The sequence below is a fragment of the Leptothoe sp. ISB3NOV94-8A genome (genome assembly GCF_043421595.1).
Taxonomy (GTDB): Bacteria; Cyanobacteriota; Cyanobacteriia; order Phormidesmidales; family Phormidesmidaceae; genus Leptothoe; species Leptothoe turfae.
In genome coordinates this window covers 6,859,633-6,884,907 of record NZ_JAXSQW010000001.1, presented here as the reverse complement: position 1 = coordinate 6,884,907, position 25,275 = coordinate 6,859,633, and the positions used below count along the sequence as shown (strand labels likewise).

Below are 25,275 nucleotides of genomic sequence, written 5' to 3'. Positions count from 1 at the left end.
ATCCTTAGAGAAAGGATTTCATAGAAGACGATCCGGGCGCAGTCGATTTCGTCCTGATAGATTTCGGGGAGATATTTTCTTCCGAAACGGCAGCATCCGTCGAATCCACTTCAGACATGGGGAATTTCGGCGGGATGAAATTTTCTTCCGAAACCGGGAATTCCGTCATGGCAGTGTCCGCCATCATAATTTCTACCGTGGAAGATTTCGACATGGTAGACGTCATGATTTCCACCATGACCGGTTCCGACATGATCGATTTCGACACCATGATTTCTATCGCATCAGGATTCACTAAACTCTGGGTATTGACTACAACCCAGTGGCTAATCGTCTTATTACTATCAATGTCTACACCATTTTTTGTCTTCATTGCACCATAGAAATCCCAAATTATCCTTGAAAACAAATAATCAGCCCTCCATGTCGTCCCATAAAGGGCTGATGTACTGTCGGCACTTTGAGAAGCCAACATCAGTGTATGCCTACATAAGATGAGTGGATGTCTTCTAAAACTCTCGTTTTATTTATTCAAAAACGGTTTTACCATAAAGTACCCGGCAATCGATTTTGCATCCACACCTTCACCACTAAGAACAGCTTTTTCAAACTCTTCTGGCGTCATCAAAACAACTTCAATATCCTCATCTTCATCCTGGGCTGGAGCTGTTTCTAGCTTCTCAAGGTCGCTTGCCAAAAACGCAAAAATATATTCATCAGAGTAACCGGGGGCCAATGGAAACTTGCCAAGATTGGTCCATTCGCTGGCACTATAACCAGTCTCTTCTTCTATCTCTCGTTGAATGGTTGTAAATGCATCTTCCTCTCTTTCAATCGTACCTGCCGGGAACTCTAACAATCTTCCTTGCACGGCAAAACGATATTGTCGGACCAGCACCAGCTTACCGTCAGGGGTAATGGGTATAGCCATCGCTCCCCCTGGATGGCGAATGCATTCCCACTGACCTTCCACTTTGTTGGGTAGACGGAGACGGTTGACTTCAAAGTCAAACTTACGTCCGGCGTAAAATAGACACTTTTTGAGTAGCTGAGGCGGTTCTAAACCAAGAGACATAGTGTTGGATGCAGTGAGGTAACGGGATCAGGTTACACCATGAGCCGCTGGCTAACTCCATTAAAGGCGCTTCGCTCAGACAACTAATGCGATGAGAGCTGAGCGTAGTCAAAGCCCAGTCTCTAAGCCACCAGTGGATACACTCCAGCCGTATCAACCTGTCCCAATAATTCCTTCACGGTTCGCTGCCTGACGGGATGTCGCCAGTCCGCTGCAATTTCCGACAGGGGCACCAACACAAACGCCCGCTCATGCATTCTCGGATGCGGCAAAATCAGTCTGGGCGTATCTATGATCTGATCGCCATAGAACAGTAAATCCAAATCTAACGTACGAGGTCCCCAACGCTCACGCCGGATACGACCAAAGCTCGCCTCTGTCACTAGCAGTAACTGCAGCACCTGATCAGGACGCAGGGTGGTATGGAAAACAGCACTGGCATTGATGTAGTCAGGCTGGGGGGGACCCACTGGAGCGGTTTTGTAGAGTTGCGATCGCCGCCTCAACCGCATACCACCCCGATCAAGCTGTGCCAATGCTGCTTCAATGGTTTGCTCCGAGTCTCCCAGGTTACTGCCCAGGGCAATGGCACACGCCGTTTCCATACTGTTTTGCTGAGTCGTCACGAGCCCAGGCATGCCTGGGGACTCTCAATCATACCCGTTGCTACCAAGCAGTTGAGTCAGCAGTTCCCAATTATAAATTCGGCCGTAATCGCGTAACCAATTGAGTAGCGTTCATGGCACCTTCAATTCGGTCCACTTCTTGACCATCCTTAAAGAGCACCATAGTCGGTAGCGCATGGATCTGATACTTGGACGCCAGCGTGTCGTAGCGATCCGTGTCAATTTTCACGATTTGCAGCTTATCCTGTAGCTCATCCTTAACTTTCTTCAATTCTCCTGCCATCAACTGACAAGGACCACACCAGGTAGCATAAAAATCCACCAGCGTAGGCTTATCAGACCCAGCTAACATATCCTCAAAACTAGAAAATTGTTGTTTTACAGCCATTGTCCTAAATCCAGGCTAGGTTCAGCCTTCATGCTAAGCGAGCCCCATCAAAATGGTGGGAATTTAAGGGAATTCTTGGCATTTTTATAAGCATTTGTAAGGTACTGGATTTTAGGCTAACTATTTGGGCCAAGATGGGCAGTGAAAAGAGGGTAATTGATCCCCAACCCCCAAAAATAATAGAGTGATCGAGCCGTTAACCATTTCCCCTCACCATGACTGGAGCAATGCAAGATCAGGTCGCTATCATTACCGGCTCGTCCCGTGGCATCGGTAAAGCAGCTGCCCTCGCCCTCGCCGCAGAAGGGGCCAGCGTTGTGGTCAACTATGCACGCTCTAGTACTGCTGCTGATGAAGTCGTTTCTGAAATAACGGGTGCAGGTGGTAATGCCATTGCCCTTCAGGCTGATGTCTCTAAAGAAGATCAGGTAGAGACCTTGATCAAGGGCACTATGGAAAAGTTTGGGCGCATCGACGTGCTAGTCAACAATGCCGGCATCACCCGAGACACGTTGCTACTCAGAATGAAGCCCGCCGACTGGCAGGCAGTGATCGATCTCAACCTCACAGGCGTATTTCTCTGCACCCGTGCCGTTGCCAAAATCATGCTCAAACAGCGTTCAGGGCGCATCATTAATATTTCATCCGTGGCCGGTCTCATGGGTAACCCCGGTCAAGCTAACTATAGTGCCGCTAAAGCAGGTGTCATCGGTTTCACAAAGACTGTGGCCAAGGAAATGGCAGGCCGTAGTGTAACTGTCAATGCCGTTGCACCTGGCTTTATTGAGACTGATATGACCAGCGAACTCCCTAACACCGAGGAAATTCTCAAGTACATTCCGTTAGGTCGCTACGGTCAAGTAAGTGAAGTTGCTGGACTCATTCGATTCTTAGCAGCTGATCCCGCAGCAGCTTACATCACCGGTCAGGTAATGAATGTGGATGGCGGCATGGTGATGTAATTGAAATTCAATTTGTAGGGGTGTTGGATGTAGGGGTGTTGCATGCAACGCCCCTACATGGGTGCCTTCATCTCATTTTTTGCTAACGCTGCCTGCACCGCCGCCTGCTGATCTCGGTAGGTCATCCAACGGTGGTACGTCCGATTGTGTACCTGTACCGAGTGGCCCATCATTCTGGCGGCGACGGCATCGGGTAGGCCCATTAATATAGTGCGCACAGCCCAGGCATGACGCAAGTCGTAGGGTGAAAACGGAATTTTGTAGCGACGAAACTGGGTGGTCACCTGCTGACCGACACGCTGCAAAGTCGTTGCATCTAGATCGGTATTGACGTTTGGGAGTTCACCAGTGGTGAGGTTAAAACGCTCTACCCATTCGGGGTAAAAGGGCCAAACTTCGTGGTGGCCGGTTTTGGTGGTTTCGCGGACAATGATTTCAGCGTTAGGGGTGCAGGTGCGATCGCAAAAGAACACCTCATGGTTCCGTAAACCATAGGTAGCCATCATGCCGTAAACATACTGCCAACGAGGATTTTTTAGGCTGTCGTAAACTTCAACAATCTGTTCATCAGAAGGCAGCTCCCGTAATTGAGTTTGGCTATTGCCATAGTTACCCCAAAAGGACTTGAGATCTGTAGGCAGGTCTAAGTTTAGAAACTCTGCTAAGGCAGCTAAAGCGGTGCAGCAAATCTGACGGCTGCGGGAATTGGCCTTGGTACTTTGCACTGTGGCATAAATGGCCTCAGGCAAACTGAGGTTACGATGATGCTCCGCTGTGGCTTGCAGTTTCCGCAGGTAAGGCACGTAAGCTTTTTCCCACGTCGTTTGCAATGAAGCAGCTGAGGATTGTGAGCGCCGGGTTTCAAAAAAATACTGCTCAAAAGCATCAATCTGCGCAGATAAATCAGCCCCTGCCATGCGCAATCCTGCAACAACTCCCAGATAGTTGCGCCAATCAAAGGTGTTTTGCAATAACTGAGCCGCAATGATTTTAGCCGTTTGCTCACATTGCTTCAGCCCCGCTTTAGTCGCAGGCAACTTTAAAGGAACTCGCTGTTGATAGGGGCGTAGCTTAGGGCTACCAGGCCGTGGTGGCAACGTACCCCGCAGATTTAAGCGATCTCCTCGCCGTTCGATTTGCAGCCCTAATTTCGCAGCTTTTAAGCGCTGATTCACCTGCGCTAATGACTTATCTATGGAATGCGCTATGGATACATCCGCCATACTAAATGAAAAAAATTCTCAACTTCTACAAATCTGATATGCCTATCGAGTAGTTAGTTGTTACGATAAGTCAAAGATGATTAAAACTTCGTTTATAAAGGTAACTGCGCTGTCATGGGTCGTACTGGAGTCTTACTACTTAATCTTGGGGGTCCAGAGCAGTTAGAGGATGTCCGTCCTTTTCTGTTCAACTTGTTTGCTGACCCAGAGATTATCCGGCTCCCATTTCCCTGGTTGCAAAAACCTCTCGCTTGGCTAATTTCCACTAGCCGTGCGAACAAATCCCAGGACAATTATAAGGAAATTGGGGGTGGCTCTCCCCTACGCCGTATTACTGAAGAGCAGGGAACGGCTCTCAAGGATTACTTACAAAAACTGGGGCGCGATGTCAAGATTTATATTGGCATGCGCTACTGGTATCCCTTCACTGAAGAGGCTGTTGCTCAAATTAAGCAAGATGGTATTGAAGACCTCGTTATTTTGCCTCTCTATCCTCAGTTCTCCATTAGTACTAGCGGCTCTAGTTTCCGCCTGCTAGAAAAACTTTGGCAGGCTGACCCCGCCCTACAGAAAATTAACTACACCCTGATTCCGTCTTGGTACAACAGCCCTGGCTATGTCAGAGCTATGGCAGATTTGATCATTCAAGAGCTGGATAAACTACCAAATCCTGAAAGTGGTCACATCTTCTTTAGCGCCCATGGTGTACCCGTTAGCTATGTCGAAGAAGCAGGTGATCCATACCAGCGAGAGATGGAGCACTGCGTTGACTTAATCATAAAAGCGGTCAATCGTCCCAATGACTTTACACTGGCTTATCAAAGTCGTGTAGGCCCCGTAGAGTGGCTACAGCCCTACACAGAAGATGCCATTGAAGAGTTGGCAGAGAAAGGCATTGATGACCTTGTGGTTGTGCCCATTAGCTTTGTATCTGAGCACATTGAAACTTTGCAGGAAATCGATATTGAATATCGCGAGTTGGCTGAAGAATCTGGCATCAAAGGATTCCACCGAGTTCCTGCCCTGAATACCTATCCTGTCTTTATTGAAGACATGGGTAACATGGTGGTAAAGGCTTTGGAATCTCCCCGTAAGCTATTTTCTGACGCTGCGCAGTTGCAGAAACAGGTACGTATTTACCCTCAAGATAAGTCTGCATGGGGGTTAACTCCCTTTGCCGAGGTCTGGAATGGTCGCCTAGCAATGGTGGGTTTCTTGGCACTACTGCTGGAAATGGTAAGCGGTCATGGGCCGTTGCACATTGCTGGACTGATGTAATTCTGCAAGAGCAATACAAAAATGCCGGAGGGTGGGCAATGCTCACCCTCCGGCATTTTTATCACCGTTTTTTCTGCCATTGCCGCCAGACAGCTGAACTCCGGATAGCAAACCAAAGTAAAAATAAAGCGATTAGGCCACCTTGTTCCGGTGCATCAAAGGCAAAGAATACCAGGCAGATGCAAAGGGCATCTTCCACAAAAATCATCCACATGGGCGGGCTGTTAAAACGATATAGCCAACCCACTTGAACCATTTGAATAACCAAGGCAAGCACGCCCCCGGTCACGGCTAAAAGGACAAGGGTGAGGCTGTCATTGATATCAGCGAGGCGTGCGATCGCAACGCCAGCAATTGTACCAACAAACGGACTGATAAACAGCTCCGCACTTTGCAAAAATCGACGACTGACCCGATCTTTAGAAATCGTCAATTCTAGCAGGGACCAAATCACCAACACGGCAACCACCAACATCTGAGGAATGTTGGCCAAAATTGGCACAGCGGCCCATAACTGTTCGCCTGAAAACAGGCCAATCAGCAGTAATGGTAACGCCAGTCTGAGGCCAGTGGCTGCCGAAATCGAGAGCACCGCTAGCAGTTCTGGAAGGATCACGTCGTTTCTGTAAATGGAGTGAAGGGAGTCAAACGTGAGATGAGGGTGGTGACGCAGGTAGGGCGGTAGAAATGCAAATTTGCAAGAGAAGCGAAGGCAACTTTACGGTAGTTGGCTTAACCTAGGAACTAGTGGTTATTCCAAGCCTGTGCCGCATAGGTTGCCCACATCCTGAGTTAATGCCATCTCAAAACATGTCATCCGATCGTCCTCTCTTATCTGAACTGAAATCTGCTACCGTAGCTCGATTTCAGCTATTGGGTATCGTTTTGATTACCCTATGGTGTATTGAAATTATAGATTTTTTAGTGTTTGGTGGGCATCTCGATCGATACGGTATTCGCCCCCGTTCTATAGATGGGATCTGGGGAATTCTCTTTGCCCCATTTCTCCATGGTGGATTTAATCATTTATTAGCGAATACAGTACCCATGCTCACCCTCAGCTGGTGGGTGATGCTGCGCTCTATCGACACCTGGATCAAAGCCACAGTGATGATTACGATCCTGGGGGGAGCAAGCACATGGTTATTGGGCAGTCTCTTTTCTCTAGGTTCAACCGTCCACATTGGGGCCAGTGGCCTAATCTTTGGCTATTTAGGATTTTTAGTAGCCCGAGGATATTACGAACGAACGATGGGTGCGATCGCAATATCCTTATTTATCCTAGTTACCTATGGCGCAATGTTTTGGGGAGTTTTACCCACACAACCTGGAATTTCCTGGGAAAGCCACCTTTTTGGCTTTATCAGTGGCATTGTCGCCGCCTACTGGTTAACGTCTAAGCCTGACATAATTTCTGATAGATAACTAGATGTGGCTTCAACAGCTGCAATTGTATTTTCATACAGCATCCGAGTGGGTCCCATCACCCCCACACTACCCAACGGCAGAGAGTCCCGATTATAGGTCGCTGAAATCAGAGCACAGCTTTGCATTGGCTCCAGCGGATTTTCCTCTCCAATCCAAATCTTAAGCAGCGGGCTATCGTCTGAGTAGATCAAGGGCCATAGCTGCTCGCGTCCATCTGCCAACAACGACACCAGGTTTCTCAGCTGACTTTGCTCTGCAAACTCCGGCTGACTCAACACATCCGCTACACCTTTTACCAAAATATGGGTTTGGGGCTGACGCTTACGGCGCGACAGGTCATCAATGGCCTGACAAAGGGCTACAACATGATGTTCGGCTGTATCTACTTCATCCCAATCTAAGCTAGAGATCTCAGACAGCTGCCTGCCACATAGCTGAGCGGTTAAAAAATTGGATAAAATCTGTAGCTCTCGATCCAGCACTTCCTCGTCTTGGGTTCCCCCGGCCCCCGTAGTGCCCCTCGGCAAACTAACCACCATAGACTCAGTACCATAGCTATCTAAGACCACCACTAAAAGCACTTGCTCAGCCGATATTTGCACTAGCTGTAAGTGCTTGACCACCATTTTTTCTAATACAGGCATGGTCACTAAAGCCACATAGCCACTCAAGTGAGCCAGAATGTGAGCCGCTTCCTGCAACAAGGCCTCAATGCTCCATCCCTGCCAATCTAGATGCTGTGACAAAAGTTGATCGATCCGCAGAGCCGTTGGCCTTGAAGGCTTAATCAGCTGATCCACATAGAGCCGATATCCTGAGTCAGAAGGCACTCGCCCTGCTGATGTGTGGGGCTGATATAAAAAACCAGAGCGCTCCAGTGCCCCCATGACATTTCGCACTGTGGCCGCACTGACATTTAAGTCATAGGCATCCAGCAAGGCTTTGGACCCCACAGGCTCTGCTGTCGACACATAGTGGCGCACAGTGGCACGCATCACATTTTGTTGACGGAGATTAAGATCCCTAGATTTATCGACAGCCATCAATATCTAAAAATACAAGCAGCCACATCAAGTATTATCTGGCCGAGCCCTCAATTAAACCCATACTAAAGGGTGCTGTTTACCTAGAAAGCTCAATAAGATACTAAATCTTTTAATAAAGATATTAAATTGTCTTTCTCAAAAAGACCTTGAAGACTATGGGCGTAAACATATCGTTACAAAATAATCTAAGCAATACAGGGACCTGCCTACATAGTGCCGTCTACCAGATACCTACATTCTAGGTACTGTGGTTGAAATACTCGTTCAGGTTTAAATCGGCACCATTTGCAATTTTGCGTAACATCGACCGGGTAATTAATTTGCCCTGTTCTACCAGCACGGCACCAGTCAAAGGGTGCAGTAAGTCTTGGTCGGCTCGACGACCAATCAGAGACTCAATGTCCTTGATGGAGTTGACGTACATGCCAGGGGGTAACTCCACCACTACACCATTCCCCTTCACCCGAGCTTGACAGGCTAAACGAGAATTGGCTCTACAGGAAGTAATAATTGCTAGGGTACGTTGCTCCCGTCGACTGATGGGGGTCAATTCATCCATGCCTTCATTGACATAAACGTGGCAGGTAGCACACATACCTCGTCCGCCACATTCCTTTAATACAGTTAACTCTTGATGTAATAAGACCGATAACAGGTTGCCGTTAGTTTCAACGGCACTCTCCTGGGCAATCGGTTCTAACCGAACTGTCTTTACCATAGGTGTTTAAATATCGGGCAAAAGTTTCCACTATTCACGTAAACATAGTGACTGGCAAGTGTTTAAAATTGACTCAGTGTTTGGTTTACCGTCACTAATATCCGCAAAACAAAAGTTATCCACCAAACAGCAGCTGCCAGTGCTCTTTAGGTAGTGTCTGCTCCACTAATACGTCGTAATCTCGAATAATACGGGTACATCGCTGATGAAATCGCTGAGTCCACAGACGAATCTCTGTGAGCTGTTCCGGCGAAAGTTTTGAATCTACATCCTTCACACTGATCGTGCCATCAACGGAAATACAAAATTTCTTCAGCCAGACCATGTCCTGGGATTGATAGGTGCGCCACTGATTAGCCACCAATTGCGTGCCTAAATATCGACTCGTTACCTGACTAAGACTATTCATCGCCGCTACAACATCATCAACACTAGCTGTTTGCCGCTGTGCAGAGAATGTTGTGGCAGGAGTTACATTGTCGGCATGAATGGACTGTATGCTCTCAACTAACGCTAAATAGTCAGCTTTAATGAACTGCATTAGCTCACTGACCGACTTCGAATACTGGCTAGAGAGTGCACCTTCACTAAAAACTAGTAAGACAGCTCCGCTCTCAACCTTGTGCAACTCCACCTGATACGACCCAAATTGAAATGCACAAAATTCTAGCGAGGTGGGCGTTGTCTTGATAATCTGTTGAATTCCTTGTAGCAGTAGGGGATTTTTATCAGGCCCGTTCCCTTGAGGAAAGCCAACGCTATAAGCGTGATTGGAGGTGTCATTTAAAGGCACCAGACTAAAACCAATAATACCGGGCAGGTCTAGAAAATTTTGAATTAATTGGAACTGCATATAAGCAAGACTAGAGCAGATAGAATATGACCACAAACGTTCAATAAAATCGGTAAACTCATTGACAAGCTTTAAAAGTTTTCCTCACAAAAAATACTTTAGCTAACGTTTTGAGTTATTCTCCCCTCATAAGGAATGAATGATCTACGTATCCTGTGGACTTTAACGTGCTAGTAAGTGTGTTAAGCAGCGACAGGGTAGCTCTATTTGTTAGATACTTTAAAGTGCTCTTATTTAGTAGAGGCCCTTATTGATCGTGCCACGGATTTTGCTTGAAATACCGGCGTTAACACCCTAACCGTTATGTCTGACCTCCCGTTTACGTTAGATCAACTGCGCATTCTAAAGGCGATTGCGGCAGAGGGTAGTTTCAAGCGAGCTGCCGATAGTCTGTATGTATCTCAGCCTGCCGTTAGCCTGCAGGTACAAAATTTAGAGCGTCAGTTGGATGTCCCTCTATTTGACCGTGGTGGTAGGAGAGCACAGCTCACTGAAGCGGGATATTTGTTGCTGGAATATGGCGATCGCATCCTCAGTCTTTGCCAAGAGACCTGTCGCGCCATTGAGGATTTGCAAAAACTACAGGGGGGCACTCTGATTGTGGGGGCCAGCCAAACCACAGGCACCTATCTACTACCAAGGATGATTGGCCTGTTTCGTCAACGCTATCCAGATGTGGCGGTACAGCTTCATGTGCATTCCACTCGCCGCACCTCTTGGAGTGTCGGCAATGGCCAGATTGACCTGGCGATTATTGGGGGTGAAGTCCCTCCAGAACTACAGGATTCGCTGGAAATTATCCCCTACGCTGAAGACGAACTGGCGTTGATTATGCCTGTCTTCCACCCACTGGCCAGTAGTCAAGCGATTCAGCGAGAAGATCTCTACAAACTAAAATTTATTTCCCTCGATTCCCAATCTACTATTCGTAAGGTAATCGACCAGGTACTCACCCGGTGCGGCATTGAAACCCGGCGGCTAAGAACCGAAATGGAACTGAACTCCATTGAGGCCATTAAAAACGCCGTTCAGTCTGGGCTGGGAGTGGCCTTTGTCTCAATCTCAGCCATTGAGAAAGAATTACAGATGGGAGTATTGCATCGAGCCAAAATTGACTCAGTCGTAGTCAAACGCACCCTATCGGTGATTTTTAATCCCAATCGCTATCGCTCAACGGCAGCTGGAGCTTTTACCAAGGAGATTCTGCCTCAGTTTACAAACCGGGAAATTGACTTTGATCAGCGCTCTGATCGCAAGAAAAATGGGGGAAATCAGGCAGCACCCGCTAAAGCAGATACCAACGGCAAGCAAGTAGACCAAAAACCTGTTGAAGAGAGCAATTAAGCTTTAGTTAAGCTTATTCTTGGGCGTTGCCACTTGAATACGTCGTCACGTTGCTGCTCCATGCAATTACACTGCACTAGACCCGGCTGTTCTCGACCAGTTAACTTCCATCCAAACCTAAAGGATTCGCTTCAAACAGCGTCTCAGCTCTTTTGCACGAGCTGTGGCATGCCGTTAATTTTAAGAGGACGGTATTTGCCACAGCGACTTTTAGGTCAAGGGGGGTTTGGGTCAGCTTATTATGCGTGCGATCGCGACACCCCCACCTTACGTCCCTGCGTTGTCAAGCTATTTCAACCATCAGCCCAACTCAACCAACAACAATTAAAGATTGCTCAGAAGCTCTTTGCCCGTGAGGCTGAGGTCCTAGAGCGTCTAGGTAATCAACATCCACAAATTCCCGATCTCTACGCCTATTTCCCCATCGTGGTGAAATCTCCATCATCGGGTCAGGATGAAGAATACTTTTACCTGGTCCAAGAATTTATTGATGGTGAAGACTTAGACCAAATTCTCGATCGGCGCGGCACCTTACCCGAAAGGGCAGTTAAAGCTATCCTCATCTCTATTTTAAAAGTCCTGGATTTTGTCCATAGTAACGGAGCTATTCATCGCGATATCAAACCTTCTAACATTATGAAAACAGTTGATAATCAGCTGTATTTGTTAGATTTCGGAGCAGTCAAACAGGTCACTGGAGCCGCTGCATCAAATCGTTCAACAGGCATCTACACCACAGGCTACGCACCTCCCGAGCAGGTTACTGGTGGACAAGTTTTTCCAGCGTCCGATCTCTATTCCTTAGCCGTTACCTGCATTATTTTATTGACTGGCCAAGAAACAGCAGATCTATTTGATAGCTATAGCAGCGAGTGGCTTTGGCAAAAATACATCACCCTTGAAGACAAAAATCTGGACCATGTCATCACCAAACTACTAAGTGCTAGTCCTCAAGATCGATATCCCAGTGCCCAGGCCGCCTTAGATGTCTTGATGCCCAGCATCAGTCATTCGGTATCTGGTGCAGCGACACCTGCGCCCCAAACACCGACGTCACCGTCACCACCTCAGCCACTCAACACAGCAGCCTCCCCAAACCCTGTTTCAACTCGCCAAACCAAACCAGGAGTCATACGGCCATGGATGCTCGGTCTGGCTCTACTCGTCGCATTGGTAACTGGAGGAGGTTGGTGGATAAAACAAAAGGGTCTGTTTAACACCCCAACATCACAGCTATCCGACATCAAGCCAGCAGAAAAATTTGCAGATGTCGATGTACCAACCGGGCAATTCACCTATGGTGGTAGCACCACTTGGGCTCCCATTCGAGGCATCATTGATCCTCAGCTACAGCAGGCTATTCCGGGGTTACAACTAACCTACCAAGCACCCAGCAATCAAGCGCCAGGGTCGTCTGCTGGTATTCAAATGCTGATCAAGGGTGAACTAGATTTTGCCCAGACATCGCGCCCTCTCACTCAAGCCGACAAGCAACAGGCCCACCAACAGGGTATAGCGTTACAAGAAATTCCTGTGGCCATTGAAGGTGTTGCCGTCGTTACCCACCCAACGTTACCACTTTCAAATTTGAGTCAGGCTGACCTCCGGGATATCTACACTGGCCGTGTCAATAATTGGCAACAACTCGGTGGCCCTGATCTTCCCGTTGTACCCATTTCCCGTGATGATGCAGGTGGCACCGTGATGTTTTTTAGCCAAACCGTGCTGAATGGAGAAGCCCTAAGTACTCAGGTACAACGCAGCAATAACACGACTGAAGCGATTCGTCTCACAGCTAACACACCAGGCGCTATTTACTTTGCATCGGCTCCAGAAGTCATAGGTCAGTGTACGGTCAAACCGCTCTCCATCAATCAACAGCCTCCGTATCAACTCCCCTATATTGATTTACAAAACTGCCCTAATCAGCGCAATCACCCCAACCTAAAGGGATTTGAGTCAGGAAACTATCCTCTAACGCGTCAAATTTATATTGTGTCAAATATCGATAAGCCCATTGGCCAAGCCTATGCAGAGCTAATTTTATCGGATGAAGGTCAAGCCGCTTTAAGCAGCGTAGGGTTTGCACGCCTGCAATAATCCTAAGGAACCGTGCCAAGCTCCACAAATTCTAGAAACACCAAAACGTAGGGGGGTGCATGCACCCCCCTACGTTTTGGCAAATAAAAATAAACTCAGCTCTTATCCCTGTTGCTTGAGGCTGGCACTAAAAGGAATACTAATCAAATTTTCCCCATGACTCTGAATTAGACCCCGCTGACGCAATTTGCCCATCAGACGTGTGACGGTTACTCGGGTTGAACCGATAGCACTACCAATTTGAGCATGGGTTAATGGGAAGGGCAGGTAATAGCCATTTTCACAGGGCTCACCGTACTCATCAACCAGTAGAGTTAGAAAACCAAGCAGGCGATCGATGGTACGACGCTGTCCCAAAGTACTTAACCAAAGCAATTTACGCTGGTGCTGACGACGAAATGCGTCTAGCACCTCACGACGAAAATGAGGCCACGTGTCCAAATCGTTCCAGTAAAGCCAAACGATAGTTGTTTGATCTACATGGGAAAAACTTTGCAGGGTAAATGGTGGCTGCGCAACGATCTCAAACGGCTGACCTGCACCGACAAACCCTAGGAATGCTTCTTCAGCTGCCACCAAGGGGACTCTGGCAGATGAACTCTTCTGCTGCTTTAGCGTGGCGCTAACCTGAGCGCTTCCAACTAAGCGCACAGCTCCCTGTTGCACTAAATAAAGCAGTCCAGGGCGTGTCGGAATCCTCTCATCTTTACTAAAAGTGCGGCATCGATAGTGCTCTTGCGCCCAATCCAGAATGCGTTGCCATACATGAAATGGCCGAGCGTCATCTGATGGGATAGATGAGGACATGGAGGAGGTGCTGGAAGTTGTCGATAATTCAGATAGTGTCATTTACCTAGTGTCAAGCCATAGAGTTTGTAGACAAAACAAACAACCTGGAAAGCTTCCGATTAAAGAAAATTCCAGTTATCGATACGCCCTGAAAGTAATCATTTATGTAAATTAAAAAGAAGTAATTTAAAGCTCTATGTCAACTACCAAGGAACCACCATATCTGTCAACCGTAAAACCACGATCAGTATACGGAACAAACATGTCAAGTACATTAATACAAACGACTAACCTGGTTGGCATCCTAAAATTGATTTCTTTATATTTACTTCAGCTTTTATTGAAGTAGATGATTGAAATACAACCATTAACCTTCAGTAAAGCTAAAAAGGCCTGAACAGAGTCGGGTCTGTCCTACTTACTTTGACTATTACAAATATGACATGGTTTTCGTTAAAACGGACATTGCAGTCTAATCTAGCTTCCTCGATTGAAGTTCTTAATCCCATCAATCAAGATGTACCTAGATTAAACCTTCATACTCACCTTAGGTATTCAGCAGTTTTGTTAAGCATCGGTAAAACCACACAGATTTGTCATCAGAATATTCCCTTAAAAAAAGTTAACTGTAACGGAACAGTTACATACATTTCTGCAATTTCACGGAAGTTGGCGACAATCTGGCAGCAGCCAAGCGATGACATCGCAAATATGCTGTTATCGATCTTACGCCAACAAACCACTCCACCCCTATGGTCTAGTGTTCATAAGACCAGGGATGGTTGGTTGGAGTTCGTCATTTCTCAGCGAGGAATGGCACAGTGGCAACAGCAGCTAGAACAGTGGATACTGCCCTTGGCACCATCGCCTTGGCCGATTACGCCTGAAGACCTATGGCAACTGCAATCTGCTTATGAGCTGTGCTGTCGATGGCAAACCCGTTATCATCAGCGCGATTTTTTAACTACAAGAAGCGCTGCAAGGAGCATCGAAAGGGGCCCAACGGAAACATTTCAAACTTCCTGGTCTCCTTTACAAGCTCTGATTCATTGTTTGTTGGATATCTGCGATCGATGGCATCAGACAACCTCACCTCAGCTTTTGCGACAGGTTCAACAGCTTGTCCTGGCATTAGCAGCCTGCACTACGCCAATCAATCAATCACCAGAAGTCTTTGCCCTTAGACCTTGGCTAGAATCAACTCGAATTGTCTTGAAACAGTCTGTGAACGGCAGATTAGGCTACCAACTAGCTGAACGATTGTAGGTACTCTAGATATCTAACCTATGCAAACCTGCCACGGGGGGATGACAAAGTCCACGATGTGCCCTAACATATGGATGTGTGTGAGGAGCGAACCAGTGAGGGTACCGAGACGAAACACGGCCAGTCGTCGGTACCCTTTCTGCTTTTAAAATTTTCAATTAGTCAATCAGATACACTTGCTTCTCCCACATCCTTCTTAAAAGATTTAGAAAAGCATTCGCTGCAACCAACTTTTCTAAACTGCTGTCAAGGACTCGTATAGCTATTCGTATTGTTTGAATATTGAGCTGAAGTTTCTGTCTGCTTTTGTCAGCAAGTTACAGACGTTTGAGAAACATATGATGAGCGATGGCATCGGCTCGTGATGTCTTTGCCTGTCAGACCTGAAATTAATTTAGGGGCATCAGGTCTATTCTTACTATATTTACTCTAGCTACTGGTTAAATCAGTAGCTTTTTTATTGTTTCCTATAGGTAGGATCCAATGTTCATGGCTCATACGACATCTTGACTGATAGCGTTCGGTAGGGAAAATCATGGCTAACCCCACATTCAACTTGAAAGAAAATCCCCCATGTTCATAGATGCTGGGCAACAAAGGCAAACATGCTACCGCCTATTGCTCATGATGCTCTGGGCTAATTTAGTGATTTTGACAATTGAGGTCATAGCGGGTTGGGTCAGTCATTCTGTATGTCTATTAGCAGAATCACTCCACACTCTGATTGATGTATTTAGCACGGCTCTAAGTTTGACAGCGGTCGCTTCACCGCATCGTCCATTAGGACGCGAAATATGGGGCCATGGTCGAGGAGAAGCAGGAGGAGCGTTAATTTTAGCAGCTACGTTAGGGTTCTTTGGCGTCAGCCTATTAATCGTTGCTTTAGGGCAATTTCAACTAGCAATGCAAAAGATTACGACTCCTTTTCCAGTAGAAGTGACCGTAGCGCTGATGCAGTTGATGGCTGCCATGGTAGCCATTGCCTTAACGTTAGCTTTATTGGTGTCTTACCAAGGCAGATATCTAAATAGTTTGGCCCTTAAACTCACGACACAACATGTCTTAGGCGATGGCTGGCTCAGCATCATAATGCTGTTAAGCTTGGTAGGTATCTGGCGTGGTTATACTTGGCTCGATCCACTGCTTGCGATCGCACTTATCATCTTCACCCTTCACAGCTTCTGGCGCGTCCTAGACACCCAACTACCCACATTGTTACGTCCCACTGCCATTGCACCTGAAGCGATTGCCCAGGTAGCGACTAGCGTAGAGGGGGTCACCCGATGCAATCTCATTCGGTCACGGGGCATGGTCGGTCGCCAAGTTTGGATCGAACTTTATCTGGCCGTTCATCCAGAATTTTTAGCCATGTCCCACACTATCGGTGAACGTGTGGAAAATGCGTTACGCCAGCATTATGGACCAGTAAATACCCAGATTTGGGTAGAACAGGCCTACACACCACCCCCCGCTAGAAATTATTACTAGCCCTACCCCCACTCCTACTCTTCACTATCTCCCCCGCCAATCTTCGTTGCATTGGTCAGCTCGACTAAATTACTGGCAAACTCTTCAATTACCTGCTGGTTATTCGTAGCAAACATACGGGCCATCATGGCAATGGCAGCCAGCCGTTTAAGCCTTTTGTGGAGGGTTTGCAAGCTAGAACCATCCGTATGGGTTAGATCTGTGCTGAGGTCATCAAGTTCTAGCAGGACATCTTCCCGCTGTTCCTTAGGAAATGCTTGCGCTAGTTGACGCAAATTCACTAAACGGTCTTGGACCGTCTGTGACTCAGGCGAATGTTCAGAAGCGTTGCTCATAATGGAAATCCATAACTAATCCCTTCCTAGCATCTAAGAGTCTGGGACGTCCTTGCAACTCATCATTGACTGGCCCTGACAAACGTTCTAAGCGCTATCTTGATGCTGTACCTGCCACATCCGGATCGCCAACATAGGCCAGCAATCGGCTATCGGTAAAATCTGCAATCGTACACTGGGCTCCTAATTGACATAGGATCGTGTCGCTATGGGTAGACGTCACGCCAATAGTGGGAATGCCCGCCGCAGTCGCTGCCTGAACACCCGTGGGAGAATCTTCAAACACAATTGCCTCATCTGGAAGCAGCCTCAACTGCTCTAATGCAGTTTGATAAGGAAGCGGATCAGGCTTACCTTTAGGTAAATCATCCGCAATGACAATAGGATCAAAAACACCGTTTAAGGCCAGGGTTTTCAGCATAAATTCCGCATTGGGGCGGGGGGCATTTGTCACTAGGGCAATGGCATATCCTTTCTGCTCAATGGAGTGAAGAAAGTCGGTCAGCCCTGGCATCCGCTGGAGTTGATTCGCGGCCATTTCTCGAAACTGAGCTTCTTTATCAGCAATGAAAGCTACTCCTGCTTCCACTGAAAGCTGCGGTAAGAGATCTTGCACAATATCAGGGTTAAGACGCCCGCTGATAAAGCGATCATAAAATTCCTGGTCGACGACCATGTCATGGGATGCCAGCAATGTCTGCCACACTTGGAAGTGAATTGGATCGGTGTTGGCCAGGGTGCCATCTAAGTCAAATAAAACTGCTTTTAACATTGGAGTGGCGTTCTAAAAAACGATATAACTCTTCGACCATAGCGTGGGTTAGCCGTTGAGAGCTGTGTCGTGGCTATCCTCAAACCCTGTGTTACGATAGCGACCTACGAGACTTGAACGATGAAAAAACGGATTAAAGCAGATAGAGCTAGCGTGGTGATTGCGATCGCAACTCTTACCCTGGTGGCCGTGGTGGCTTTAGCGTCCCCAGCTTTCGCAACGTAGATTCTCCCTCCCATCAGATAGTACATTTTAACTATATAGTCTATATAGCACTAAGCCTGAGCTATGCAAGGTTGGGGCATCCATCACCAGTGGTGAGTATCATTATCTTTGCAAGAAAATCATCATGTTAAGTAGCTGCTTAAATCTGTCAGGTATGCGCTATATTTAGGGCTCTACTGAGAAAGTGCTACTAGATATAGCGTTTTATGGTTCAACAGCTGAGGGTAGATCAGAATGCCCGCCGCCCATCCCGCCTCTCGCCTGTTCCTGATGTTTCCCAAAACATTGCCAGCGGGGAGCGTCACCCATTTTTACAAGCCCTTGAAGGATCAATACGGGTATTTACATCTGTTCATCGCAGCTTTTTTACCAATGTCATGGTTCAAGCCCTGCACTCTGCAGACCAAGGTATGACGGTACTAGTAGCTCAGTTTCTCAAAGGCGGTATTGACCAAGGCCCAGGTCACATGACCCACATGGGGCAAAACTTAGACTGGTTACGCTGCGGGTACGCTGGTTGCATTTTTGAAACTACAGACGATGCCGATGCCCAAAGGGCAGTAGGTGAGCTGTGGTCCCATGTCAAGTCAGTTGTACAAAGCGATCAATATGGTTTGGTCATGCTAGATGAGCTCAGCCTTGCCATTGAATACGGTTTAATTCCCGAAGCAGAGGTACTCGATTTACTTAAGCACCGCCCCACTCAAATGGATATCATTTTGACAGGCCCTAAGATGCCCTATTCAATTCTGTCAATGGCCGATCAGGTCACTGAGTTCCGCCGTGAGTTTTTGCCCTAGTCAAAAGGCAATCAAGTCCATTTCCATATGGTGAGTCGTGAGTCGTAAACAATGATCAAAAATGATGCTTGGATCAACACCATGGCCAAAGAGGGCATGATTGCGCCCTTTGAAACCAAACTAGTGCGACGGGTAGACCTAAATGGTGCCAACGTGCCCGTCATCAGCTACGGACTATCTTCTTTTGGATACGACATCCGCTTATCACCTAAAGAATTTCGGATTTTCCGTCACATACCAGGCACGGTCATCGACCCTAAACACTTTAATCCAGAAAACTTGGAGCTCACTCAGCTGCAACGTGATGAATCCGGCAGCTATTTCATATTGCCTGCCCATTCCTACGGCTTGGGAGTAGCCCTAGAGCGACTTGCGATTCCCGACAACATTACTACTATTTGTATCGGCAAAAGTACCTATGCCCGCTGCGGGATTATCGCTAACCTGACACCAGCCGAAGCCGGCTGGCGTGGTTACCTTACATTAGAGTTTTCCAACTCCTCCAGCGCAGACTGCCGTATCTACGCCAATGAGGGCGTCGTGCAGCTTTTATTTTTGGAAGGGGATCCTTGCCAAATTAGCTATGAAACTCGCCAGGGTAAGTATCAGGATCAATCAGAAATGGTCACCCTGGCGCGGGTTTAGTTAACCGATACTATATATAGAGACGGTTCGTTGTAGAGGCGTTCCATGGAACGCCTCTACAACGAACGCCGGAAGTTAAACCAATTCTCAGCCCCATCTCGTCGCCATTGCCCTTCACACCAACGGCAATGTTTCCATTGATCAATCGCTTGATAAATAACATCCAGCAATGTGCCAGGTCTAAAACTAGCAGTTATCCATGGGCTCAAGGTCTGCATATCAGGTTTGTTACCCAAAGCTGCTGCCAATGTAGGAGCCCCATCCCCCATCAGATGCATCCCAATAATCTGCTGACCTAAGATAATAAGTTTGCAAAAATTAATCTGTGCAACATTTTCAGCCATCACTGGCAGACAAAATGCCTGAAATATCTGCACATCACGCCCATAACATCGTCTCGCCTGGCGCTCCGTCAAACCCCAGCGGCCAATGGGGGACAATAAATTAATTCCATACAACACCCGCTCATATTGCATCGTTAATCGTCGCCCAAACAAGGCATTGACCAAAGCAATACTTATTTCTTGCTGGGTCAACTCAGGACGATTCTCTCCCCCCAGACTACTGCCAGTCACATAAAGCTGAGACCATTGTGTTTGCAGACAGACATTAACCGCCATGGGAACATCTGAAGCAATACCAACATTGCTTAAAGCTAGCGTCTCCCAGGCATAGGGCTGAGGTACAATCACCAATTGCTCAACATTAAATTTTTCCGCCTTAAACTGGCACTCATCAGATCCAGGGGAATTATGCGAGAAAATGACCTTAACACCTATGCTCCGAAGCTGAGCCGCAGCAAGACGTTGAATATCTTCATCTTCCGCTGGTAAAAGCGACCGATCTTGCAAAATGAGAACGACCTTGGCATGATGACTCAAAGCATAGGCCCATTCCAGAGCTGTTGCACCATATCCAATCACGCCAATGCTTTTAGGAAGTGTCTCAAGTTTTGCTAACTGATGGCATAAGAGACCAGTCGCCATGGGACCTGATGTGGCGTAACCATCCGTTAGCAAATATCCCTTTGCCTTAAGATAACGATTTGCTAGTTTCAACCGTCGCCCTCGTGTGAAACTAGCCGGTTCAAGGATTACATCCACACCTTGGGAGTTAAGTGCCGCAGGAGAAAGAACTGTATGGGCACATTGCAAAGCAACCCAATCACGCCAAAAAGCCCAACGTTTCTTTGGTGTTGAAGTAGACCCAGCATAGCTAAGTGCTGCCAAGGTGTATCGAGTCATATCACTAATCTGCCAGTGCGGCGCGATCAAAGCGACCCGAGCACCTTTTTGAGCTGCAGTACAAGCAGCCATCCGACTGCTGAGACTACCCCCAAAAATCGCCAAGTCATAATCTGTGTCGTAGATTGCCATACTGTCCCATCAACGTCTGTCACATTGCTTTGTATTACAAACAACCTTTAAGACAGCTAAAAAGAAGTGCCGCTACAACTAAAAGCGGTTTGAGTGTAGTTGCAGAATAATTTCTGACAATAACACTGCCAATACGCAAAGTCGTAACGACACTATTAATAATTTTCTAATTACTTTTGACCAGCTTACTTTTTAGCAACCATTTCCTTGAATAGCTTACCTGCCGAAAATGCGGGCACAGTAGTAGCTGGGATAACCATAGTATCGCCAGTTTTCGGGTTACGGCCCTCACGTTCTTTGCGGTGGCGAGGCTCAAAAGAGCCAAACCCTACCAGTGTTACCTTCTCGCCATCGGCAACCGCTTCCATAATAGACTCAACCGCTGCAGAGATGACTGCATCAGCCTGCTTTTTAGTAACAGAGGCCTTTTCAGACACCTTGTCCACAAGTTCACCTTTATTCATCTTCGTCTCCTCGCAGATTAAAACCAATGAATGAACCATGTCCATGGTTGGACAAACAAGTCGAAAAACATAAGGAAAATCTCAACAGATCGCTGAAACCCCTGAGGCCCCATGTTTTCTCTGCCCTATTCTAAGGGGTACTTTGTCAGTATGGATCTATAAAACATTGAATTTATATGGATTTCAGCGATTTTTAGGAAAATTCATAGGATCTGTCCTCACAAAAGATACATTTTAAAGCAGAAAAATCTCTGAAAACCCTAAAAAATAAGGTCTTCAGAGATTTTACAAAAATGTTACAGAGGCTAACGTAAACTACTCGTCTTCTCCTAACAATTCCCGCACATCTTCCCCAGGTGTATAGCTATAGCCAAAGACACTCTCATCAGAGTCATCCAAAATCTGGGGTGTAACCAAAACAATTAGTTCACGGCGTTCATCTTCATTTTGTGTATCTCTAAATAAAGCACCAATTAGGGGTAAATCACCCAGAATTGGAACTTTACTGACTGTGACGCGATCAGTCTCTTGAATAATGCCTGATAGCAGTAACGTTTGTCCATCTCGAACTCTAATTTGCCCAGATGACAAAGCTCTGGTCGAAATTGGGGTCACCCGTCCTTGCCCACCTCCCAAATCAATATTAGCCAGTGGAGATGAAATACTTGGCGCTACCGTCATGTTGACAAAACCATTATCATCAATCCGATCAATCAGGATTTGCAGAGTTAGGCCCACATCTTCAAAATTAACAGTCTGAGTTTCCCGCGGAGGATCGGTGTTAGTGAAGTTTACAGTGATACTGCTCACTACTTGCTCTACTAAGGTAATAGCCGCATCTTGCCCTTCCTGAACAATCAATGTGGGATCGGTAATAATTTTGGCATTACCATTTCGAATTTCAGCTTGGATATCTAAGAAAAAGCTAGTTGCAATACTAGCTAAGTTTCTAATCCCAAACTGACTCCCGGCAACACCCTCAGTAGAAAAGCCGAAGTCCCCTGCACGAAACCTGAGACTAGTATCAATCTCTTCTATGGCACTGAGGTCAACGTCAATCACCCTTACGTTGACAGCTACCTGACGACGACGAAGATCAAGCTGTACCAGCTGAGCGGTAGCAATTTCGATCTGGCGTGGAGTACCCACCAAGGTTACGGAACTAGTCCGCTCATCGCCAATCACCTCTAAACCGCGCAGCAAAGGTGCAGAGTCTTCATATTCTGCCCGCAGAATCTCAACTTCGGTTTCTAGTTCAGTTCTTTCAACTTCCTCGACTTCACCCACATCAGTCGTGGCCACAACCTCAGTAATCTCCTGCTGATCAGTGAACGCACTCTCAGCGCCCATGAAGACCAAGAAGTTAATCGCCGTTGCAACATCCACCTGGTTGAGACGAACACTGCGTATGTTTACGTTACGTGCAGCTTGAGGTAAACGGGGTCCAACAAAAATAGTTCTACCGACACGGTTGGCCTCAAGGCCAGAAATTTGCAAAACATAGTTGAAGACATTTTGCACAGGCTCATCTTCTATATCCAGAGTCACCTTAGTCTCTGCCTCTGCAGCACCTTCGCCATCTGCACCAGCCTCGGTGAACGCTAGGTTCAGGCCTGCTGCACGAGCCAATAGTGATAGTGCTTCACGGGCAGTTGCATCTCTCAGTACTAAACGGGGAACCCGCTCAGCCGTACCTAGATCAATAACATCTAGGCCAGAATTGATTTCAGATACCGAAATATCACCCACCGGAGGTGGAACAGCCTGGGGTAAAAATGGCGGTGCAACGTTGACTGAGGGAGTTGGTACAACTTCGCCATCGATGATGACTTCGGGATTGGGGACTAAGATATCCGGTGTATCTGTTTCCGGCGTATCTGTGTCTGCCTGGGCGATATGGGTGGGTAGCAGAGTCTCATCGGTGACGGTTTCAATGGATTCGGGTAGCTCTGTAGGCTTGGGGATAGCATTGGGGCGTGTATCAAGACTTACGAGCAAGCCTTGACCATCAATCTTTTGCAAGTCAGCCACTGGAGCCGTGTCATTGCCCTTAATAGTTAACCTCACAGTGCTATCATTAAGGGTCTCTAATTGAATCGACTTGATCGTCGATGCAGGGTTCTGCTTGGTATAGGCCTTGCTGCTAGGTAACGTCAACTGAGCATTCGTGATGTCTGCCTGTAGCACATTATCGCGATTGACAGCAAAGATTTGAGGAGTATCACCGCCTTTAGTTGAAAGCAGCAACTCCATGCCAGTTTTAGTTACGTTAAGTTCAACGTCTTGAATGGCTGTAGCAGCAGCTTCAGCAGACTGGGCTGTGAGGACGCTGATAGCTCCGCCAGCAATTAAACTTCCGAGTTTGAAAAAGCGTTTCACAGTTCACTCCTTAAATCTTAGTTAGCGTACGTCAATGCCTAGGGATGGAATTTTGAAATTGGATAGGATTTACCAATCCACTGATCGGAGACTATCTACTACTCCGCAGGGGTTTCACCCTCAGGTGGCGGCGGTGGTGCAATTTCTGGCGGCACATTCGGATCCCCCGTTGGGATCAGCGCATTTACCTCAAAGGAAGTATTGATGCGCTGTTTTGGTTGCCCCACCACTTGTCCCTGGTTGTTAAGAACAGTTTCAGTTACTAACTGTCCTGCACCTAAGGAGAAATTCCTCAGCAACAGTAAAGGCTCTAATCGCTCAACATTGCCCAAAACTGCCTGAGTTTGACCAAAGTCCCCTGAAAACTGAACGTCATAGGTCTGAAGTTTCAGTTTTCCATTCACCTCTTCCCCCAAACTGCCATCGTCAATAACAACTTCCTCACTGGGAACGAAGCTGTTTAGCTGAGCCTCAACTAAAATCGGCGGAATGCCACGGGTCTTAATCTGATTACGTTCTGCGGCAATCGTCGCATTACTATTCTTGATGCGCTGGTTAATGTCTAACAACAGGGTGTCCATTGAGGACTCATCTGCAAACAAGGAATAGACATTCCGCCGCTGAACCAACGCAACATCTCGGGCTTCTTCTAGCTTGGCAATCTCTTCAAGGCGTTCAGATTGAGTAGCCAATTGTTGCTCTTTCTCAGCAATAGCCTCTCGCAATTCTTGATTGCTTTGACGAACGGGTTGAACAAAGCGCTGGAAAAGAAAAATGGCTAAGCCAATGCCCACCAGAGCAGCCAAAATCCCTAAAACCTTGGGAGTCAGCTCAATGCCAAAGACGACAGGGTTTATCGGCTCATCATACAGCTCATCTTCGGCTGGTATAAAGTCTCCGCTTAATGTCATTATTCGAGCACTCCTGTCTCTAAAAGGGCTTTTAACCTAGATGAAAGACCTACAGATGCTTGCTGATTTTCAAGTTCAGCCAGTAGTCGATCAAATTGTTCAGTAGATACACTCTTGATATTGCCTGCAATTGTGTAATTGACAAGCTGTGTAGGCTCATCCCGTTGAGCTTCTCCTGGGCATCGGCCTAAAACCTCTGACCCCAGGTTAGATGTGGTTAGGGCCACTGTTTCACCTTCTAGAAACGGTGAATTTTTGAGGGTCAGAACAAAGTCATTGACATCATCAAAGGAACAGGCTGTACCATTAATGCTGATGCCACCAGCCTCAGGGACGACGGGCTCCCCTCCATCTTCAACCGGTACGGCTTCACCTTCGGTTTGACTCACCTGGGTGAGCTGTGCCCGAGTAGGGATGCGATTTTGAATGTCTTTAACAATAGCCGACCAGGGTCGAATTTTAGTAAACACGCTGGCCAGGGCACGACTCTCGTCACGGGCGGCAGCAGTCTCGGCCTTAATGCGATCAACCTCAGCTAGCTTTGCTTGTAGCTCTGTCAGTTGACTGTCTAGTTCAGCCTGGCGTTTTTGCAAGTTTGATTCTTGATATTTCAGTAAGCCTAAAAAGCCACCGACGCCAGCCAAAGCGGCAACTAAGACACCTGCACCAATAACAATGGGGGTGCGATCGCTAGTGGGTTGCTGTCGAACAATGGGCGCTCCGGTAGCCACTACAGGGCGCTCTTCACGATCATTGAGAAAATTAATATCGATGCTATACATGT

26 protein-coding genes and 1 pseudogene are annotated in these 25,275 nt (G+C 47.1%); 10 read left to right on the top strand and 17 right to left on the bottom strand.

The window, feature by feature from the left end:
• Positions 1–4: 4 nt before the first annotated feature.
• The 4 genes from SPB21_RS29730 to trxA form a co-directional block, all read right to left on the bottom strand.
• Entirely contained in the window at positions 5–475 is a 471-nt protein-coding gene (locus SPB21_RS29730; RefSeq protein WP_163668316.1) for a hypothetical protein, read from the bottom strand.
• Between the two features lie 48 nt (positions 476–523).
• Positions 524–1,075 (bottom strand): NUDIX hydrolase, encoded by a 552-nt coding sequence (locus SPB21_RS29725; RefSeq protein ID WP_499868541.1) that lies wholly within the window; start codon positions 1,073–1,075, stop codon positions 524–526.
• Between the two features lie 122 nt (positions 1,076–1,197).
• Positions 1,198–1,713, bottom strand: a complete 516-nt coding sequence (gene folK, locus SPB21_RS29720; protein ID WP_163702931.1) for a 2-amino-4-hydroxy-6-hydroxymethyldihydropteridine diphosphokinase — start codon at positions 1,711–1,713, stop codon at positions 1,198–1,200.
• Positions 1,714–1,771: 58 nt separating this feature from the next.
• Entirely contained in the window at positions 1,772–2,089 is a 318-nt protein-coding gene (gene trxA / locus SPB21_RS29715) for a thioredoxin (protein WP_163668323.1), read from the bottom strand.
• Positions 2,090–2,304: 215 nt separating this feature from the next.
• Here trxA and fabG point away from each other — a divergent pair, with 215 nt between their 5' ends.
• On the top strand, positions 2,305–3,051 hold the full coding sequence (fabG, locus tag SPB21_RS29710) for a 3-oxoacyl-[acyl-carrier-protein] reductase (protein ID WP_006517947.1): 747 nt from the start codon (positions 2,305–2,307) through the stop codon (positions 3,049–3,051).
• 53 nt (positions 3,052–3,104) lie between these two features.
• On the opposite strand, the gene SPB21_RS29705 is transcribed toward fabG, so the two are convergent.
• A complete protein-coding gene (locus SPB21_RS29705; RefSeq protein WP_499868539.1) occupies positions 3,105–4,274 on the bottom strand; it encodes a site-specific integrase in 1,170 nt (389 codons plus the stop codon).
• A gap of 114 nt (positions 4,275–4,388) precedes the next feature.
• On the opposite strand from SPB21_RS29705, the gene hemH reads away from it, so the two are divergent.
• Positions 4,389–5,552, top strand: coding sequence for a ferrochelatase (gene hemH, locus SPB21_RS29700; RefSeq protein WP_006517949.1), 1,164 nt, complete (start codon positions 4,389–4,391; stop codon positions 5,550–5,552).
• Between the two features lie 61 nt (positions 5,553–5,613).
• Here hemH and SPB21_RS29695 read toward each other — a convergent pair whose 3' ends face one another.
• Positions 5,614–6,168 carry a DUF4126 family protein gene (locus tag SPB21_RS29695; RefSeq protein WP_163668329.1) on the bottom strand — a complete coding sequence of 185 codons (555 nt, stop codon included), beginning with the start codon at positions 6,166–6,168 and terminating at the stop codon, positions 5,614–5,616.
• A gap of 194 nt (positions 6,169–6,362) precedes the next feature.
• On the opposite strand from SPB21_RS29695, the gene SPB21_RS29690 reads away from it, so the two are divergent.
• On the top strand, positions 6,363–6,977 hold the full coding sequence (locus tag SPB21_RS29690; protein WP_499058194.1) for a rhomboid family intramembrane serine protease: 615 nt from the start codon (positions 6,363–6,365) through the stop codon (positions 6,975–6,977).
• Here SPB21_RS29690 and hrcA read toward each other — a convergent pair.
• The 3 genes from hrcA to SPB21_RS29675 all read right to left on the bottom strand — a co-directional run bounded on the left by hrcA (position 6,935) and on the right by SPB21_RS29675 (position 9,597).
• A complete protein-coding gene (gene hrcA / locus SPB21_RS29685; RefSeq protein ID WP_163698572.1) occupies positions 6,935–8,023 on the bottom strand; it encodes a heat-inducible transcriptional repressor HrcA in 1,089 nt (362 codons plus the stop codon). The genes SPB21_RS29690 and hrcA overlap by 43 nt on opposite strands.
• Before the next feature lie 241 nt (positions 8,024–8,264).
• Positions 8,265–8,744 (bottom strand): 2Fe-2S iron-sulfur cluster-binding protein, encoded by a 480-nt coding sequence (locus SPB21_RS29680; protein WP_006517953.1) that lies wholly within the window; start codon positions 8,742–8,744, stop codon positions 8,265–8,267.
• 115 nt (positions 8,745–8,859) lie between these two features.
• On the bottom strand, positions 8,860–9,597 hold the full coding sequence (locus SPB21_RS29675; protein WP_499868537.1) for a hypothetical protein: 738 nt from the start codon (positions 9,595–9,597) through the stop codon (positions 8,860–8,862).
• A gap of 303 nt (positions 9,598–9,900) precedes the next feature.
• Here SPB21_RS29675 and SPB21_RS29670 point away from each other — a divergent pair, with 303 nt between their 5' ends.
• From SPB21_RS29670 to SPB21_RS29660, 3 genes and pseudogenes are all read left to right on the top strand, one after another.
• Complete coding sequence (locus SPB21_RS29670; protein WP_163668335.1) at positions 9,901–10,941, top strand: LysR family transcriptional regulator; 1,041 nt, start codon at positions 9,901–9,903, stop codon at positions 10,939–10,941.
• 60 nt (positions 10,942–11,001) lie between these two features.
• A pseudogene (locus tag SPB21_RS29665) lies at positions 11,002–11,106 on the top strand (4-Cys prefix domain-containing protein); the annotation flags it as partial.
• 3 nt (positions 11,107–11,109) lie between these two features.
• Complete coding sequence (locus tag SPB21_RS29660; RefSeq protein WP_499868759.1) at positions 11,110–13,041, top strand: protein kinase domain-containing protein; 1,932 nt, start codon at positions 11,110–11,112, stop codon at positions 13,039–13,041.
• A gap of 102 nt (positions 13,042–13,143) precedes the next feature.
• Here SPB21_RS29660 and SPB21_RS29655 read toward each other — a convergent pair whose 3' ends face one another.
• Positions 13,144–13,848, bottom strand: coding sequence for a Crp/Fnr family transcriptional regulator (locus SPB21_RS29655; RefSeq protein WP_163668339.1), 705 nt, complete (start codon positions 13,846–13,848; stop codon positions 13,144–13,146).
• A gap of 693 nt (positions 13,849–14,541) precedes the next feature.
• Here SPB21_RS29655 and SPB21_RS29650 point away from each other — a divergent pair.
• Complete coding sequence (locus SPB21_RS29650; RefSeq protein WP_499868535.1) at positions 14,542–15,096, top strand: hypothetical protein; 555 nt, start codon at positions 14,542–14,544, stop codon at positions 15,094–15,096.
• A 573-nt stretch (positions 15,097–15,669) separates the two neighbouring features.
• Entirely contained in the window at positions 15,670–16,584 is a 915-nt protein-coding gene (locus SPB21_RS29645; RefSeq protein ID WP_499868533.1) for a cation diffusion facilitator family transporter, read from the top strand.
• 14 nt (positions 16,585–16,598) lie between these two features.
• Here the strand turns inward: SPB21_RS29645 and SPB21_RS29640 are convergent, their stop codons facing one another.
• Both SPB21_RS29640 and SPB21_RS29635 read right to left on the bottom strand, forming a co-directional pair.
• Positions 16,599–16,919, bottom strand: a complete 321-nt coding sequence (locus SPB21_RS29640) for a hypothetical protein (RefSeq protein WP_163664869.1) — start codon at positions 16,917–16,919, stop codon at positions 16,599–16,601.
• A 94-nt stretch (positions 16,920–17,013) separates the two neighbouring features.
• A complete protein-coding gene (locus tag SPB21_RS29635) occupies positions 17,014–17,691 on the bottom strand; it encodes an HAD family hydrolase (RefSeq protein ID WP_163664867.1) in 678 nt (225 codons plus the stop codon).
• Positions 17,692–18,122: 431 nt separating this feature from the next.
• On the opposite strand from SPB21_RS29635, the gene SPB21_RS29630 reads away from it, so the two are divergent.
• Together SPB21_RS29630 and dcd are read left to right on the top strand one after the other, a co-directional pair.
• Positions 18,123–18,716, top strand: coding sequence for a cob(I)yrinic acid a,c-diamide adenosyltransferase (locus SPB21_RS29630; protein WP_499058205.1), 594 nt, complete (start codon positions 18,123–18,125; stop codon positions 18,714–18,716).
• Between the two features lie 51 nt (positions 18,717–18,767).
• Entirely contained in the window at positions 18,768–19,361 is a 594-nt protein-coding gene (dcd, locus tag SPB21_RS29625; RefSeq protein WP_163664865.1) for a dCTP deaminase, read from the top strand.
• Positions 19,362–19,417: 56 nt separating this feature from the next.
• Here dcd and SPB21_RS29620 read toward each other — a convergent pair whose 3' ends face one another.
• The 5 genes from SPB21_RS29620 to SPB21_RS29600 all read right to left on the bottom strand — a co-directional run bounded on the left by SPB21_RS29620 (position 19,418) and on the right by SPB21_RS29600 (position 25,273).
• Complete coding sequence (locus SPB21_RS29620; protein ID WP_163664863.1) at positions 19,418–20,737, bottom strand: NAD-binding protein; 1,320 nt, start codon at positions 20,735–20,737, stop codon at positions 19,418–19,420.
• Between the two features lie 185 nt (positions 20,738–20,922).
• Entirely contained in the window at positions 20,923–21,240 is a 318-nt protein-coding gene (locus SPB21_RS29615) for an HU family DNA-binding protein (protein WP_163671673.1), read from the bottom strand.
• Between the two features lie 276 nt (positions 21,241–21,516).
• Positions 21,517–23,580 (bottom strand): secretin GspD/PilQ domain-containing protein, encoded by a 2,064-nt coding sequence (locus SPB21_RS29610; protein WP_499868530.1) that lies wholly within the window; start codon positions 23,578–23,580, stop codon positions 21,517–21,519.
• 98 nt (positions 23,581–23,678) lie between these two features.
• Positions 23,679–24,491 (bottom strand): hypothetical protein, encoded by an 813-nt coding sequence (locus tag SPB21_RS29605; RefSeq protein ID WP_499868528.1) that lies wholly within the window; start codon positions 24,489–24,491, stop codon positions 23,679–23,681.
• Complete coding sequence (locus SPB21_RS29600; RefSeq protein ID WP_163664857.1) at positions 24,491–25,273, bottom strand: PilN domain-containing protein; 783 nt, start codon at positions 25,271–25,273, stop codon at positions 24,491–24,493. Before SPB21_RS29600 ends, SPB21_RS29605 begins: the two co-directional genes overlap by 1 nt.
• Positions 25,274–25,275: the final 2 nt, after the last annotated feature.